The 14,770-nt window shown below is 58.3% G+C and carries 13 protein-coding genes; 5 read left to right on the forward strand and 8 right to left on the reverse strand.

Going from position 1 to position 14,770, the window contains the following annotated elements; genetic code table 11:
• Positions 1–7: 7 nt before the first annotated feature.
• Positions 8–322, reverse strand: a complete 315-nt coding sequence (locus K2184_RS08775; protein WP_004104871.1) for a PTS sugar transporter subunit IIB — start codon at positions 320–322, stop codon at positions 8–10.
• Between the two features lie 174 nt (positions 323–496).
• On the opposite strand from K2184_RS08775, the gene K2184_RS08780 reads away from it, so the two are divergent.
• The 4 genes from K2184_RS08780 (at position 497) to K2184_RS08795 (ending at position 6,993) form a co-directional block, all read left to right on the forward strand.
• Positions 497–1,768, forward strand: a complete 1,272-nt coding sequence (locus K2184_RS08780; RefSeq protein ID WP_032726579.1) for a PTS sugar transporter subunit IIC — start codon at positions 497–499, stop codon at positions 1,766–1,768.
• A gap of 223 nt (positions 1,769–1,991) precedes the next feature.
• Positions 1,992–3,329 carry a maltoporin gene (locus K2184_RS08785; RefSeq protein ID WP_004104869.1) on the forward strand — a complete coding sequence of 446 codons (1,338 nt, stop codon included), beginning with the start codon at positions 1,992–1,994 and terminating at the stop codon, positions 3,327–3,329.
• 15 nt (positions 3,330–3,344) lie between these two features.
• Complete coding sequence (locus tag K2184_RS08790; RefSeq protein WP_163525336.1) at positions 3,345–5,537, forward strand: CBM35 domain-containing protein; 2,193 nt, start codon at positions 3,345–3,347, stop codon at positions 5,535–5,537.
• A 55-nt stretch (positions 5,538–5,592) separates the two neighbouring features.
• Positions 5,593–6,993 (forward strand): glycoside hydrolase family 1 protein, encoded by a 1,401-nt coding sequence (locus K2184_RS08795; RefSeq protein WP_004104867.1) that lies wholly within the window; start codon positions 5,593–5,595, stop codon positions 6,991–6,993.
• A gap of 119 nt (positions 6,994–7,112) precedes the next feature.
• Here the strand turns inward: K2184_RS08795 and K2184_RS08800 are convergent, their stop codons facing one another.
• The 7 genes from K2184_RS08800 to hypA all read right to left on the reverse strand — a co-directional run bounded on the left by K2184_RS08800 (position 7,113) and on the right by hypA (position 14,107).
• A complete protein-coding gene (locus K2184_RS08800; protein WP_023321499.1) occupies positions 7,113–8,069 on the reverse strand; it encodes an alpha/beta hydrolase in 957 nt (318 codons plus the stop codon).
• Positions 8,070–8,186: 117 nt separating this feature from the next.
• The gene (gene flhA / locus K2184_RS08805) at positions 8,187–10,259 is read right to left on the reverse strand and encodes a formate hydrogenlyase transcriptional activator FlhA (RefSeq protein ID WP_004104864.1); all 2,073 of its coding nucleotides are present in this window, start codon (positions 10,257–10,259) and stop codon (positions 8,187–8,189) included.
• Between the two features lie 231 nt (positions 10,260–10,490).
• Positions 10,491–11,501 carry a hydrogenase expression/formation protein HypE gene (gene hypE, locus K2184_RS08810; protein WP_016809470.1) on the reverse strand — a complete coding sequence of 337 codons (1,011 nt, stop codon included), beginning with the start codon at positions 11,499–11,501 and terminating at the stop codon, positions 10,491–10,493.
• Positions 11,498–12,619: a hydrogenase formation protein HypD gene (gene hypD / locus K2184_RS08815; RefSeq protein ID WP_004104862.1), complete on the reverse strand. Its 1,122-nt coding sequence runs from the start codon at positions 12,617–12,619 to the stop codon at positions 11,498–11,500. Before hypD ends, hypE begins: the two co-directional genes overlap by 4 nt.
• Positions 12,620–12,892, reverse strand: coding sequence for a HypC/HybG/HupF family hydrogenase formation chaperone (locus tag K2184_RS08820; RefSeq protein ID WP_004104861.1), 273 nt, complete (start codon positions 12,890–12,892; stop codon positions 12,620–12,622).
• Complete coding sequence (hypB, locus tag K2184_RS08825; protein WP_004104860.1) at positions 12,883–13,755, reverse strand: hydrogenase nickel incorporation protein HypB; 873 nt, start codon at positions 13,753–13,755, stop codon at positions 12,883–12,885. The genes K2184_RS08820 and hypB overlap by 10 nt, the downstream gene beginning before the upstream one ends.
• A 7-nt stretch (positions 13,756–13,762) precedes the next feature.
• The gene (hypA, locus tag K2184_RS08830) at positions 13,763–14,107 is read right to left on the reverse strand and encodes a hydrogenase maturation nickel metallochaperone HypA (protein WP_004114752.1); all 345 of its coding nucleotides are present in this window, start codon (positions 14,105–14,107) and stop codon (positions 13,763–13,765) included.
• Between the two features lie 208 nt (positions 14,108–14,315).
• On the opposite strand from hypA, the gene hycA reads away from it, so the two are divergent.
• Positions 14,316–14,765, forward strand: coding sequence for a formate hydrogenlyase regulator HycA (gene hycA / locus K2184_RS08835; protein ID WP_004104858.1), 450 nt, complete (start codon positions 14,316–14,318; stop codon positions 14,763–14,765).
• Positions 14,766–14,770: the final 5 nt, after the last annotated feature.

Consider the following 14,770-nt stretch of genomic DNA (forward strand, 5'->3'; position numbering starts at 1 on the left):
TCTTTCCTTAGTTTTTGTTATCGATAAGGGAAAGCGCGAAATCCAGCACGGCGCCGCCTTTCTGCATGCCGTAATCCATCATGTTGATGGGTTCCACGCGGATCCCGTATTTATCAGCCTGTTTTTGCAGATCTTTCTGCATGTATTTCACCTGCGGCCCCAGCAGGACCACCTGGTAATGGCCGACCTGTTGATCGAACTCCGCGACGCCAAAGGCGTTGATCTCTACGGGCAACCCGCGCTGCTCGGCCTCGGCGATCATTTTTTTCACCAGCAGGCTGGTGGACATGCCCGCGGAACAGCACAACATTATCTTTTTCATATATCGCTCCTGATGAGTGGGATGCGCCGACTATAGTCACAACGGATATAAAACGGAAAGCGCTTTCCGTTTGTGGATTTATTTATTGTGACCACGATCACCTATGACGGGCTTTTACTTTACACAGGAGTGCGCGATCATCCTGGCGACTACTCTCTTCTGAAAGGCAGGATTATGAACATTCAGTTAATGAATGTTGCCGTCGATATCATCGAGCAGCGGCTGGCGCCGCTGGCCAACGTTCTGACGCGCAATAACCACATTACGGCGATGCGCGACAGCTTTGCGCTGGCGATGCCGTTTGTGATCGTCGGAAGTTTGCTGGTGCCGATTTTGTTTCCGCCCGTTTCCATCGACGGCGCATCGGCCTTTGGCCAGTTCTATTTCCAGCTGCGGCCTATTCTGCTGCCGACTTTTGAACTGACTATCGGGCTGGTAGCGCTGATTGTGGCCTTCGGCGCCAGCGCCAGTCTTGCCAAGCAGTACCGGCTACCGGAGCGGCTCTGCGGGCTGACCGGCTGCCTGGCGTTTTTGCTGTTTATCGGCTTTCGCGACAACGGCGCGACCAATATTTTTCTTGGCGGAATGGGGATTTTTACCGCGCTGATATCGAGTACTTACGCCATTGAAATTGTACGCTTTTTCTATAAGAAAGGCTGGTGCATCCGCCTGCCGGAAGAGGTACCGGTGATGACCCGTAACGGCTTTCAGCTACTGATTCCGCTGCTGGTGGTGATGCTCTCTATTAGCGTCATTAACGCGCTGCTGTTGCAAAGCACCGGGCGCATTTTACCGGAGCTGATTAGCGAAGCGGTACGGCCGCTGGTGGTGGCCTCCGATACCCTAACCGCGGTTTTAATATCGTTATTTATCTGCAACCTGCTTTGGTTTGTCGGTATTCACGGCGCGCTAATTATCACCGGGATTATGAACCCGTTCTGGATGACCTATCTGTTTGAAAACCAACAGGCGCTGGCCGCCGGTTCCGCCACGTTACCGCATATTTACCTGCAGGGATTCTGGGATTTCTACCTGCTAATCGGCGGTATCGGCTCGACGCTGCCGCTGGTTTTTATGGCGATGCGCAGCCGTTCCCGGCAGTTGAAAAGCGTCGGGAAAATTGGCCTGCTTCCCTCGCTGTTTAACATTAATGAGCCGATATTGTTCGGCTTTCCGATTATCATGAACCCGGTTTTTCTGCTGCCGTTTATTTTTGTGCCGCTGATAAATGCCTGTATCGCCTGGTATTTAACCCATTTGGGGATTCTCGACCGGGCGGTGGCGATGCTGCCGTGGTCGATGCCGGCGCCGCTCGGCGCGGCGTGGTCAGCCAACGGTAGCTGGAAAAACTTATGCATGTGCCTGTTCGCTATTTTTAACGCCTGGATGCTCTATCGCCCGTTCTTTAAGGTCTACGAACGCCAGCTTGCCGACGCTGAACGCTAAGCTTTTCGCCTGTCTGCCCCAGCCCGCCCTGCGCGGGCTTTTTTATTTCTGCCAGAATATGTGAACTCCATCACGAATATTTGCCCGCTATCGTTAAATTTGTGAACTCATCCGGCAATTACGGAAAGCGCTTTCCGTTTGTGGATGTACATTTCCTTTTTTGATCCGTAAATTTCCTCCCGTTCTCAGGCAGTGTTAATAAAAAAATAACCAAGGATAAAAAATGATCAGGCTAAATCATTCAATACCTCTGTCTTTACTTGCCCTTGCGGTGATGAGCGACTGCGCCAGCGCCGATCCGAAGTACGATTTTATGCTGCATGGCTATATCCGTTCAGGGATCCTTGCCAACGCCGACGGCAATCGCGCTGACTCCGTTGGCCTGATGCCGGACGGCAAGTGGCGTCTGGGCAACGAAGAAGATACCAAGATCGAACTGATCCCAACGGTGACGTTAACCTCGGACAGCGGCGTGGTGGCAAAAGTCCAGGCCAACATCACCCATCAGTCAAAATGTACCTCTGACTGGAACTGTCAGGACGACGACGGGCATGATGTGCAGTTCCGCGAAGGTTTTGCCGAACTGTCCAACCTCGACTTTGCCCCGGAGATGACCTTCTGGGCCGGTAAGCGCTACAGCAGCTCCAACACCTCCAGCCATCAGTTTGACTGGGAGTACATTCAGTACAACGGCACCGGCGGCGGCTTCGACAATATGGATCTTGGCTTCGCGCGCTTCGATGCCGGGGTTTACGCCTTCTCGCCGACGGACGAAACCAAAGCCTACCCGGTCGACAAAGGCGATCAGGGCTATCCGGATGACTACTCGCTCAACCTGTGGCTGAAAAAGATCGGCGGCACCGGCTTCGATCTTGAGCTGATTGGCCACCACATGAACCGCAACGAGAAGCACCCGACCTCGGCGGAAAAAGGCTACGGCGTGACCGGCGTTTACAACTTTGACGGCTTCTACGGCCTGACCGGCGGCTACTCTCGCGTGGTCTTCCAGTACGGACGCGGCCTGGCGGCGGGAGACTCGCTGGGTAAAAACGGCTGGGGCTGGGCAAACCTCGACGATACCCAATCCTGGCGCGTGGTGCTGGATAACATGGCCTCGCTCGGCGACTGGGAAATCTCCACGTTTGCCTACTATCAGAAAGACAAAAACTACCGCTGGTGGACGGAAGACGCCGAAGGCTGGGGACGCACCAGCTGGGTGGCGGGGATCCGCCCGTATCAGCAGATCACCAAAAACTTCGCCATGCAGTACGAGCTGGGCTACGAATATCTCGACGATAAAAACTACAAAGGCGTGGACGGCAAGGGCAAAGGCGGCCTGACTAAAGTGACCATCGCGCCGACCCTGACCTTTGATTCCGGCTTCTGGACGCGCCCGCAGTTGCGCTTCTTCGTCACTTACGCGAAGTGGGATAAGGGGGTGTCCGACGCGCTGGACGGCAACTACGACTGGAGCACCAATACCCTTTCCGCCGGTAGCTACTCGCGCAGCGGCGATACCGACACGCTGAACTTCGGCGTGCAGGCCGAAGTCTGGTTCTGAGGAGAGATAACGATGATTAAGCCGGTGAAAAAACTGATGCTCGTCGCGCTGCTTTCGGCGCTGGGAAGCGCAGGCGCGATGGCCGCGGAGCAGTCGCACTTTGAACACTTTATTACCCGCGACGGCGCGACGTTAAAAGATGGCGACAAGGTGTTCCGCTTTGCGGGCATTCATGCGCCGGAGCTGCATCGTATTGAAGACGACGCGCGCGGCACCTGTAAAGCCGACTCGCGCGGCTGGGGGCAATACTTCCGCTGGCCGACGGCGGAGGAACAGGAAAACTGGATTAAAGCGCTGGTGCAAACCGGCGCCAGGGCGCAGCGGGTATACGTGCTCTCGGTGCAGCAGACGTTTGACGAGGCCTGCGGTCGCGAAACCCATATTCTGGCTCCGGAAACCGCCGACGGCATGCCGCGCCTGAACGAAAAGGCGATGCGGGTGTACGACAACATGATCGCCGAGGCGGACAAACAGGGGCTGCGCCTGATTCTACCGTTTATCGATCACTGGTGGTGGTGGGGCGGTCGCGAGCAGCTGGCGGCGTTCTACCACGAAAAGCCGGAGGATTTTTACCGTACCGATAGTAAAACCTTCAAGGCCTATCTGGACGTGATTCGTCAGGTTATCACCCGTACCAACAGCGTGACCGGGCGCCCTTACTATGACGAAAAAGCGATTATGGCCTGGGAGACCGGCAACGAGCTGGAAGACACCAACGCGGCGTTCCTTCAGCAGACCGCCGCATGGATCAAAAAGTGGGCGCCGCATCAGCTGGTGGTGGATGGCACCTATAAGAAAATTAATGCGTTTGCGCTTAACGATCCCCATGTCGATATCGTCAGCAACCACTACTACACCAATGCCGATAACAACCATCCCGATCAGGTGAAAAAAGACCTGACGGCGGCCGCGGGTAAGAAAGTCTACATGGTGGGCGAATTTGGCCTGCTGGATGCGCAGCAGCTTAACGCCATTATGCAGTCGATCGTCCATAGCGAAGTCAACGGCGCGCAGGCGGCGGGCGGTTTAATCTGGGGCTTCCGCGGTCATCGTCACGATGGCGGTTTCTACTGGCATAAAGAGTCCACCGGCCACTACAGCTACCATTTGCCGGGCTTTCCGGTCGACGGTAAAGCCAATCAGGAGATGGAGGTGGTCGATCTGGTGCGGACCGCCGCGGCGCAGATGAACGGGCAGGAGAAAGCGCCGCCGCTGCCGAAGCCGGATGCGCCGACGCTGCGGGCGACGGACTCACCGTTTGCGATCAACTGGCTGGGGGCGGCGGTAGGGCGCGCTTATGATGTCGAGCGCGCCGATTCGGCATCCGGACCGTGGAAGGTCGTGGGGCGCGATATTTCGGACGGAGTTAACGAGTGGAACCCGCAGACGATGGATCTGTTCCGCGATGACTATCGCAGTCTGCAACTGGGGAATACGTACTATTACCGCGTCATTGCTAAAAACGAGAGCGGCAATTCATCGCCTTCGAACGTGATTAGCGTGAAGCACACCCAGGCGAATCAGACGCCGGAAGTCACGCTGGTGGAAACGCTCACCACCAGCCAGGACCAGGGCGTGCAGCTCAGCGCGAGCTGGCGCGATGACGGGCTGCCGGATCGCAACGTTAAGGTGAGCTGGAGCAACGGCGGCAACGCGCAGGCCCATATCTGCGCGACGGATAAAGCCGAAACTCGCGCCTGGTTTAGCGCCCCCGGTGAATACGCGCTGACCTTTAGCGCCGATGATGGTCTGCTCAAAAGCAGTAAAACCGTAAAGGTCACGGTGACGGAAGCCGTCGGGAAAGCGCCCGCTGATTACTGCCGTTTTAGCGGCGGGGTTGTGAACGTGACCGATGGCAAGATCGAGGCGGCGAAAAGCGAGAAAGACGCGCTGACGATTGACGAAGACGGTTTCCTCGGGCCGTTCGCCAACGATGGCGATAAGGTGAGCTGGCAGGTTGCCGCGCCGTGGGCCGGCAAGTATCAGCTGCAGGTGACGTTCAGCGGCAAATGGGGCGGCAAGAAAAACTCGTTTATCGTCAACGGCGGCGCGCCAATCGCGGTTGAATTCCCGCAAACCGATGAACAGGGCCAGCAGCTGCGGGTGCCGGTGGAGCTGAAGGCCGGCGATAACCGCATCGACTTCGGTAAATTTGCCGGCGACTGGGGCTACATGTTTATCAAATCGATTGAAGTGGTTGCAGAGTAGTGCTTATTGGCTGCGCCCGTTGGGCGCGGCCTTTTTTTAACTTACAGGAGGCGTTATGACCCGGTATCAGTTTCCGGAAGGTTTTTTTTGGGGCGCGGCGGCATCCGGTCCGCAAACGGAAGGGATAAGCAACAAGCCGCATCGTTCTATTTGGGATAGCTGGTTTGCCGAACAGCCGGAACGTTTTTATCAGCAGATTGGGCCGCAAACGGTTTGCGACACTTACCATCAGTATCCCCAGGACGTGGCGTTGATGAAGCGGACCGGGTTCAACTCTTTTCGCACCTCGATACAGTGGTCGCGGCTGATTGACGACTTCGAAACCGGCGCGCCCAATGCGGACGCGGTACGTTTTTATCATGCCTACCTGGATGAGATGATTGAAAACGGCATCGAGCCGATGATCAACCTCTATCACTTTGACATGCCGGAAGCGCTGCAAAAGCAGTACGGCGGCTTTGAGTCGGCGCACGTGACCGATCTTTTCGCGCGTTTTGCCCGTACCGCTTTTGAGCTGTTTGGGCACAAAGTGAAATACTGGATCACCTTCAACGAGCCGATTGTGCCGGTTGAGGGCGGCTATCTGTATGACTTCCACTATCCCTGCAAGAAAGACGGCAGTCTGGCGGCGCAGGTGGCGTTTAACATTATGCTGGCCCACGCCAAAGCGGTGCGCGAGTTTCGCGCGCTGGCGCTGGAAAGCGAGATTGGCGTGGTGCTGAATCTGACGCCGTCCTATACCCGCAACGACAGCGCGGAAGACCAAAAAGCGGCGTGGTATGCGGATCTGTTCTTCAACCGCAGCTTCCTCGACCCGCTGGTGAAACATCAGTTCCCGAAAGCGCTGTGCGAAATTCTGGCCGCGCACGACTGTTTGCCGGAGGTGACAAAAGCCGACGTTGAGCTGATTACCGGATCGCGCGTCGATTTTCTCGGCGTTAACTATTACGTTCCGCGGCGGGTGAAAGCGCGCGAAAGCGACTATACGCTGGACTATTTCACCCCGGAGTTCTATTTCGAAAACTATGTGAATCCGCAAGGGCGTTTTAATCCTTATCGCGATAATAATGAGATTCTGCCGCAGGCGATTTATGACATTGCCGCCAATATTCGCGATAACTACGGCAATATAAAGTGGTTCCTCGCGGAAATTGGTATTGCGATGGATATCGAGTCGGAAGGCGAGCCGGGCGAGGATGGGGTGATTGACGATTCGTTCCGAATCGGCCTGATGGAAGAGCATCTGGTGCAGCTGCATCGCGCCATTGCCGACGGCGCGAACTGCTTTGGCGTGCATCAGTGGACCTTTATCGATAACTGGTCGTGGATTAACTCGTTCAAGCGCCGCTACGGCTTCTGGCGGCTCGACTTGCAAACCGGAGAGCGGCTGATAAAGCGCAACGCGCTGTGGTTTGCCGAACTGGCGACCAGCAACGGCTTCAGTTCTGATAAATAGCCCGGCAAAATCCCCCCGGAGGCGGCGCTTGACGCGCCTGTCCGGGCTACCAAACCGCACGAACTTGTAGCCCGGACAGATGCGCAGCATCGCCTCCACGAAGTCATCCCCACCGGGGATTATTGGCGCGATTTGTTCATTTCCGCCAGCGAAGCTATCCAGTTCATCGCCAGCTGCGGCCATTCGGCGGCGGGCAGGCCCCGGGTCCCGCGAATACCAAATCCGTGTTTCCCCTCGGCGAACAGATGCAGCTCGGTCGGCACCTGCTGCGCGCGCAGGGCGTTAAACATCACCAGCGCGTTATCCACCGGCACGGAAGGATCGTCTACCGCGTGGAAAATAAAGGTTGGCGGCGTCTGCGGCGTGACGTGCTGCTCCGGTGAATAGCGATGCTGCCGCTCCGCCGTCGGCGTTTCGCCAATCAATGCCTTGCGCGATCCGGGATGGGCAATCGCCGGATCCATCGAAATCACCGGATAGCCGAGCACCGCGAAGTCCGGCCGTGCGCTCTGCCGATCAACCGCGTCCACGGCGGCGTAAGCCGGTTCGCTATACCGGGTCTCCAGGCTGGCCGCCACGTGCCCCCCGGCGGAAAAGCCCATAATGCCGATTTTATGCGGGTCGATATGCCACTCGGCGGCCCGCGCCCGCAGGGTACGCAGCGCGCGCTGCGCATCGGCCAACGGCGCCTCGCTGCTTTCCGCGTGACCGTCCGCCGGCATTCGGTAGGTCATGACAAACAGGGTATAGCCACGGGCGTTAAATACCGGGGCGAGATCGCTGCCCTCTTTATCCAATACCACTCGCTGGTAAGAGCCGCCCGGCGTCACCAGCAGCGCAATACCGTTGGGCTTCTCCGGTGCGTAAACGGTAATTGTCGGAGCACGAATCCCGGTGACCGCGCGATCGGGCAGCGAGGGATCTTTGCTGCGCTCTACCAGCGATTCGCTCGCCGGACTGTTTTTCGCGCCGGGGGCTTCACCGCCGGGCCAGACAGAAAAGGTGGGGAGAGAGGAAAATGCCGCCGGAGAAGCCAAAAGCAAAGCGATGGCGGCGGCCAGAGGTAAACGCGTCATAAGCATCTCCATTAAGGAAAAAGCTTATTTATCATTCATCAGGAACGGGTAAAGCGAGTTGTCTCACAGAACGCTGTTTCATTAAAAATAAAATGAAACAGCGTTTTAAGGTTATGCCTACTGCAGCTGGTCTTTATTAATGCCCAACCGTTTCATGCGCGAAAGCAGCGTCGTGCGCTTTAATCCCAGACGCTGGGCCGCGCCCTTCGGTCCGGCGACCACCCCGTTACTCTCTTTCAGCACCCGGACAATGAGCTGGTATTCGTCTTCGCCCTCTTCCGGCAGCACTTCTGCCGGCAGCGGCTCAGTCTCGAGGCTCATTTCCGGCAGTGAAAGCTGCAGCACGCTGCCGCGGGTCAGCAGCACCGCGCGTTCAATGACGTTCTCCAGTTCGCGCACGTTACCCGGCCACTCCATGCGGCTAAGCAGGCGCAGCGTCTCCGCCGGAATGCTGTCGATATTGCGTCCGAGGCGGCGGGCGATTTTAAAGGTGAAGGCTTTCACCAGCAGAGGAATATCCTCCGGTCGTTCGCGCAGGGGCGGCAGATGGATCGGGAAGACGTTCAGCCGGTAGTAGAGATCGCTGCGAAACTCGCGATCGGCGACCATCTGTTTAAGATCGCGGTTGGTGGCGGCGATCAGGCGCACGTCGGTGTGAATCAGCTTATTGCTGCCGAGACGCTCGAACTCCTGCTCCTGCAACACGCGCAGCAGTTTCGGCTGTAGTTCAATCGGCATATCGCCCACTTCATCGAGAAACAGCGAGCTTTTGTCCGCCAGTTCGAAACGGCCGATACGCTGGGCGCTGGCGCCGGTGAAAGCGCCGCGCTCGTGGCCAAACAGGTCGCTTTCCAGCAGCCCGGCTGGCATCGCCGCGCAGTTCATTTTGACCATCCTGCGGCTATTGCGGCCGCTCAGGTTATGAATAGCGCGGGCAATCAGCTCCTTACCGGTGCCGGTTTCGCCTAGGATCAGCACCGTACTGTCGCTCTGCGCCACCATCTCCACCTGCTTGAGCACGCTGTTCATGGCCTCGCTGCGGCCAATGATTTCGCCAAACTCGCTCTCAACGTTGTTGAGCTGTTCGGTCAGGGCGAGGTTCTCATCGACCAGCCGCTCTTTCAGCCGCTGAATCTCGCGGTAGGCGAGGGCGTTGTCGATGGCGATCGAGACGCGCTCGGCGATTTGCCGCAGCAGCTTGAGGTTGGTGGTGGTGAAGACTTTTTCATCGCACTGCGCCAGCTTCAGCACCCCAAGCAGAGTATTACCGGACATCAACGGCAGCAGGCACAGGGTCTGGATTTTGTTATCCCACATCTCGAAAAGCATTTTTTCGTACGGCGCCAGCGGGTCGTGCTCGTGGAGATTGAGCAGCAGCATCTCTTTGCTTTTGAATACCCGCTCGGTCAGGGTACCGGCTTCGTCCACTTCGCTCTGGTCATGTACCGGATGGCTGGCGTCGAGGTAGTGGGTGGAGTAGATATTGAGCTTACCTTTGCGGTTGCTGCGCAGTACCACGCTGATGGCGTCGATGCGGAAGTAGCGGTGGATCTCTTTGGCCACTTCGCTGACCAGCTCATCGATATCCAGCCGCGAGAGCACCGCGTTGGTGATCGCCACCAGGATGCGGAAGTTATCGCGTTCCCGGCACAGCAGGTCGTAATCGACGTTGTTGCTGACCCGGCTTTGGATCTGTTCGGTGACCACGGCAACGATTTGCGTAAAGGTGTGCAGCCGCTGGTACTCTTTTTCAGTCCACGGCCGGTTGTCGTCGCGAATAAATTCGCAGCCGCCGAAGATACGCCCTTCCGCCGCCAGCGGCAGCAGGCAGTAATAGCCAAAGTTGGGGTAGAGTCCGCTTACGGCGAGCTGCGGCCAGGTTTCGGCAAAGGTGGCGCTATCGCAATGCAGTGCATCCGGACGCGATAGCAGGCGTCGAACCGGGCCGTTGGCGAGGACGGTTTCATCTTCGTAGCTCACCGGCTGCCCCGCGTCGTCGCAGGCGTGCCGAATAGCGCGATGATTGCCGGAATGCCACAGAATAATCGCCGCCCGGTCGGCGAGCGCGGACTGCTGCACCAGGCCGGTCAGCGTCTCGCTCAGCGCGGCCAGGTCCGGCTGCTGTAATAAAATGCGGGTGATATCAAACAGACCCTGCTGCCCAAGATCGCCCATCGGTGTATACGACATTGCTTAAGTCCAAAAGCGCCGCAAAGCGGCGCAGAAGAAAGTGATGACACAAATAATAGTCTGTTAATAAAGCGGTTGTGACCGCCATTAACCCATCCGTGGGTGCCCGCTGGTTTGGGCTGGATAATCATGCTGGCTTTTCCCGGCTCGCGCTGCGCTTAGCCGGGCTACAGGTGTGCGCAGTTTTGTAGCCCGGATAAGGCGTTAGCCGCAATCCGGGGGCCCGCACCGTTAACAAATTCTCGGCAGCGGCTCGGCGTGAGGAAGATCCAGCGTGCGTTTGACGCCGTACAGACCGACAGAGCGCACGCCCGCGCGCGGCACAACGTCGCCGATTATCGCCGCATCGCGGCCTAATGGATGAGACCGTAAATGCGCAAGTACGCTTTCCGCCGCCTCGCGGGCAACGGCGATCAACAGCTTACCCTCGTTGGCGAAATTAAGCGCGTCCAGCCCCAGCAGCTCGCACACGCCGCGTACGGTATCGTTAACCGGCAGCTTTTGTTCATGCAGCTCTATTCCGCAGCCGCTGGCGGCGGCGAATTCATGGGCCACCGCGTTAACGCCGCCGCGGGTGGCATCGCGCAGGGCTTTCACGCCAGCTACGTCGCGCAGCGTCTGAATCAAGGGCGTCAGCACCGCGCAGTCGCTGGACAGCGCGCCGTCCAGCCCCATCTGTTCGCGCAGGTTGAGGATCGTTGCCCCGTGATCGCCAAGCGTGCCGCTGACCAGCAGCACGTCTCCCGCGCTAATCTGCTGCGCTCCCCAGCGAATACCGGTGGGGATGACGCCGATCCCGGCGGTATTGATAAACAGCTTATCCGCCGCTCCGCGCGGCACCACTTTGGTATCGCCGGTCACAATGGCGATACCGGCTTCCCGCGCGGTCTGCGCCATGCTGCTCACCACCGCTTCGAGGGTGGCCATCTCCAGCCCCTCTTCGAGAATAAACCCGCAGGAGAGATAGCGCGGCAGCGCGCCGCTCACCGCCACATCGTTCGCCGTGCCGCAGACCGCCAGCTTGCCGATATTACCGCCGGGGAAAAACAGCGGATCGATAACGTAGCTGTCGGTGGAGAAGGCGAGCCTGTCGCCCTGCGCGCTAAGCTGAGCGAGATCGAGACGCGCCTGATCTTCCTGCTCCGCCAGCCAGGGGTTGGCGAAAGCCTGCATAAACAGGTCGCCGATCAGCTGCTGCATCGCCTGACCGCCGCTACCATGGGCTAACTGAACGCTTTTCATGCTTCGATTTCCTGACTGCGATATTGATACCAGGCGGCGCAGGCGCCTTCCGATGAGACCATCAGCGCGCCGAATGCGCTCTGCGGGTTGCAGGTATTGCCGAATAGCGGGCACTGGTGCGGTTTACAGCGGCCGGTCAGCACCTCGCCGCAGCGGGCGCGCGGGTCGTCGCAGACCCGCTGCGGCGCCGGGCGGAAATGCGCTTCTGCGTCGAAACGCTGATACGCGGCCGTCAGGTGCACGCCGGAGTCGTTAATCACCCCCAGACCGCGCCACTCGCTATCGCCGCTGAGGCAAAACACGTCGGCGATGGCCGACTGCGCCAGCGGGTTGCCCTCATCGGGCACCACCCGGCGATACTGGTTCTCCACTTCGCTGTGCTGCGCTATTGTCTGCTCAACCAGCATCATCGCGCCTTGCAGTAGATCAAGCGGTTCGAATCCGGCCACCACTAATGGACGGTGATAGTCGCTGGCGATAAACCCGTAAGCATCGGTGCCAATCACCATGCTGACGTGACCGGGGGCGAGAAAAGCGTCGATACCGTTATCCGGCTGGTCGAGCAGGCTGCGCAGGGTCGGCAGCAGGGTGATGTGCTGGCAGAAAAAGTAAAAGTTCCCGACGCCGCGCTCGCGGGCCTGACGCAGGGTCAGGGCGGTGGCGGGCATCGTCGTTTCAAAGCCGAGACCGAAGAATACCACTTCTCGCTCGGGGTGCTGCTGCGCCAGCTTCAGGGCGTCCATCGGCGAATAGACGATGCGGACGTCGGCGCCGCGCGATTTTGCCTGCAGCAGCGAGCCGTTTTTTCCCGGTACGCGCATGGCGTCGCCAAAGGTGCAGAAAATCACCCCCGGACGGCTGGCGATATCGATACAGGCGTCGATACGCCCCATCGGCAGCACGCACACCGGGCAGCCGGGGCCGTGGATAAATTCAATATTTTCCGGCAACAGCTGATCGAGGCCAAATTTAAAAATAGCGTGGGTATGGCCGCCGCACACTTCCATTATGCGCAGCGGACGTTCGGCGGTATGCGGCAGCAGGCGCGCGCGCAGCCGGAGATGTTCCACCAGCTGCATCACCTGTTCCGGAGCGCGGTATTCATCAACAAAACGCATTTATCGCTCCTCGCCGTACAGCAGCGCGCCGACGTCAGGCTCGACTTCAAACATATTTTGCAGCGCCTCGAGGGTGTCGCGGGCTTCGGCTTCGTTAATCACGCTCATGGCAAAACCCACGTGGACCAGCACCCACTGGCCGAGACGCGGCTGACCGCGATCGTCAACCGCGCCCACCAGGGTCAGGTCGACTTCGCGTTGAATGCCGCACACTTCGACCTTCGCCAGATTGCCGTCAATAGCGCAGATTTGTCCGGGTATGCCTATGCACATTGCTGCGCCTCCAGCCAGCGAAGCCACTGGTCCATGCCTTCGCCGCTGGTGGCGGAAAGCAGAATAATGTCAATATCCGGGTTCACCTCGCGGGCGCAGGCCAGGCACTTCTCTACGTCAAAGTTGAGATACGGCAGCAGGTCAACCTTGTTAAGCAGCATCAGGCTGGCGGCGGCGAACATATGCGGATACTTCAGCGGTTTGTCTTCGCCTTCGGTTACCGACAGCACCGCCACTTTATGACGTTCGCCGAGGTCGAAACTTGCCGGACACACCAGGTTGCCGACGTTTTCGATAAACAGAATGCCGTGGTCCGCCAGCGGCAGGCGCGGCGCGGCGTCGGCTATCATCTGCGCGTCGAGATGGCAGCCTTTGCCGGTGTTGACCTGAATCGCCGGAGTGCCGGTGGCGCGGATGCGCGCGGCGTCGTTCACCGTTTGCTGATCGCCTTCAATGACCGCGCAGGCGGTTTTCTCTTTCAGCCGCAGCAGGGTTTCCGTCAGCAGGGTGGTTTTGCCGGAGCCGGGGCTGGAGACCAGGTTCAGCACCAGCTGGCTCCTGGCGGCGAAACGCGCGCGGTTGCGGGCGGCCAGACGGTTGTTTTTATCCAGGACGTCGATTTCCACTTCCAGCATCCGCCGCTGGCTCTGGCCCGGCGCATGGGTACCCGCTTCGCCATGACCGTAGTGCAGGTCGCCAGTCTCCGAGCGGGTGGGGGAAAAGTTATCGGTTTTCACGCCGGTAATGGTCATCATCTGGCGCGGGGCGGGCGCGAAGGGGGCGCTGCGAAACGCCGAATGCGGGTTATGCTCGTCGCCTTCTATATAAAGGTTGCCTTCACCGCAGCCGCAGGTTGTACACATAATCTTATTACTCCACTTCTAGTCGCTGAATCTGTAAGCCGTCATCCGCCACAATTTGCAGCCGGTCGCTCTGACACTGCGGGCAGCGGCGCACGTGCTGTGAGATGAGATGCACGTACTGCTGGCAGGATTCACACCAGCATTCAGCCTGTTGTTCGGCGATATGCAGCTCACAGCCTTCCGCCAGCGTGCCGCGGCACACCAGCTCAAAGCAGAAGGTCAGCGCGCTGGCTTCCACGCAGGAAAATGCCCCCACTTTCAGCCACACGCCGGTGACCCGACGCGCGCCGGCCTGCAGCGCCTGCTGTTCGATAATTTCCAGCGCCCGCTGGCTAAGGGTGATTTCGTGCATGGTGCCTCCGTATCGCGATGGCCCATTAATGCAATAACGATGCCAGGTCATAAGTAATGTCATAAAAATGTCGATGACACCGCTCAGACATCGTCATCGACATGTCTTTCTTATAGGGTGAATTTATTAAAATCGTTAAAAATCAATTAATTAATTTTTGGCATGAAAAATGCTTAACCGGTGCATCTCATACAACGGGGGATCCGGGATGACTATTTGGGAATTAAGTGAAAAGGCGGACTACATCGCCGATCGTCACCGCCAGCATCAGGAGCAGTGGCATACCTACTGCAACTCGCTGGTACAGGGGATAACCCTGTCGAAAGCGCGTTTGCATCATGCGATGAGCTGCGCGCCGGATAAAGAGCTGTGCTTCGTATTGTTTGGCCATTTTCAGGTTTACGTGGCGCTGGCGGAGGGCTTTAACAGCCACACCATCGAGTATTACGTAGAGAGTAAAGACGGCGGCGACAGACGGCTGATTGCCCAGGCCACGCTGGGCTCAGACGGCACCATTGATGGCCGGATCAGCAACCGCGATCGCGAGCAGGTTCTGGAGCACTATCTGGCGACTATCGCCAGCGTTTATGACCGTCTCTACGAGGCTATCGAACAAGACCAGCCGGTGGATTTAAACCACCTGACGCTGGCCCGTTAATCGTC

Source organism: Klebsiella sp. K5-306 (genome assembly GCF_051835185.1).
Lineage (GTDB): Bacteria > Pseudomonadota > Gammaproteobacteria > Enterobacterales > Enterobacteriaceae > Klebsiella > Klebsiella oxytoca.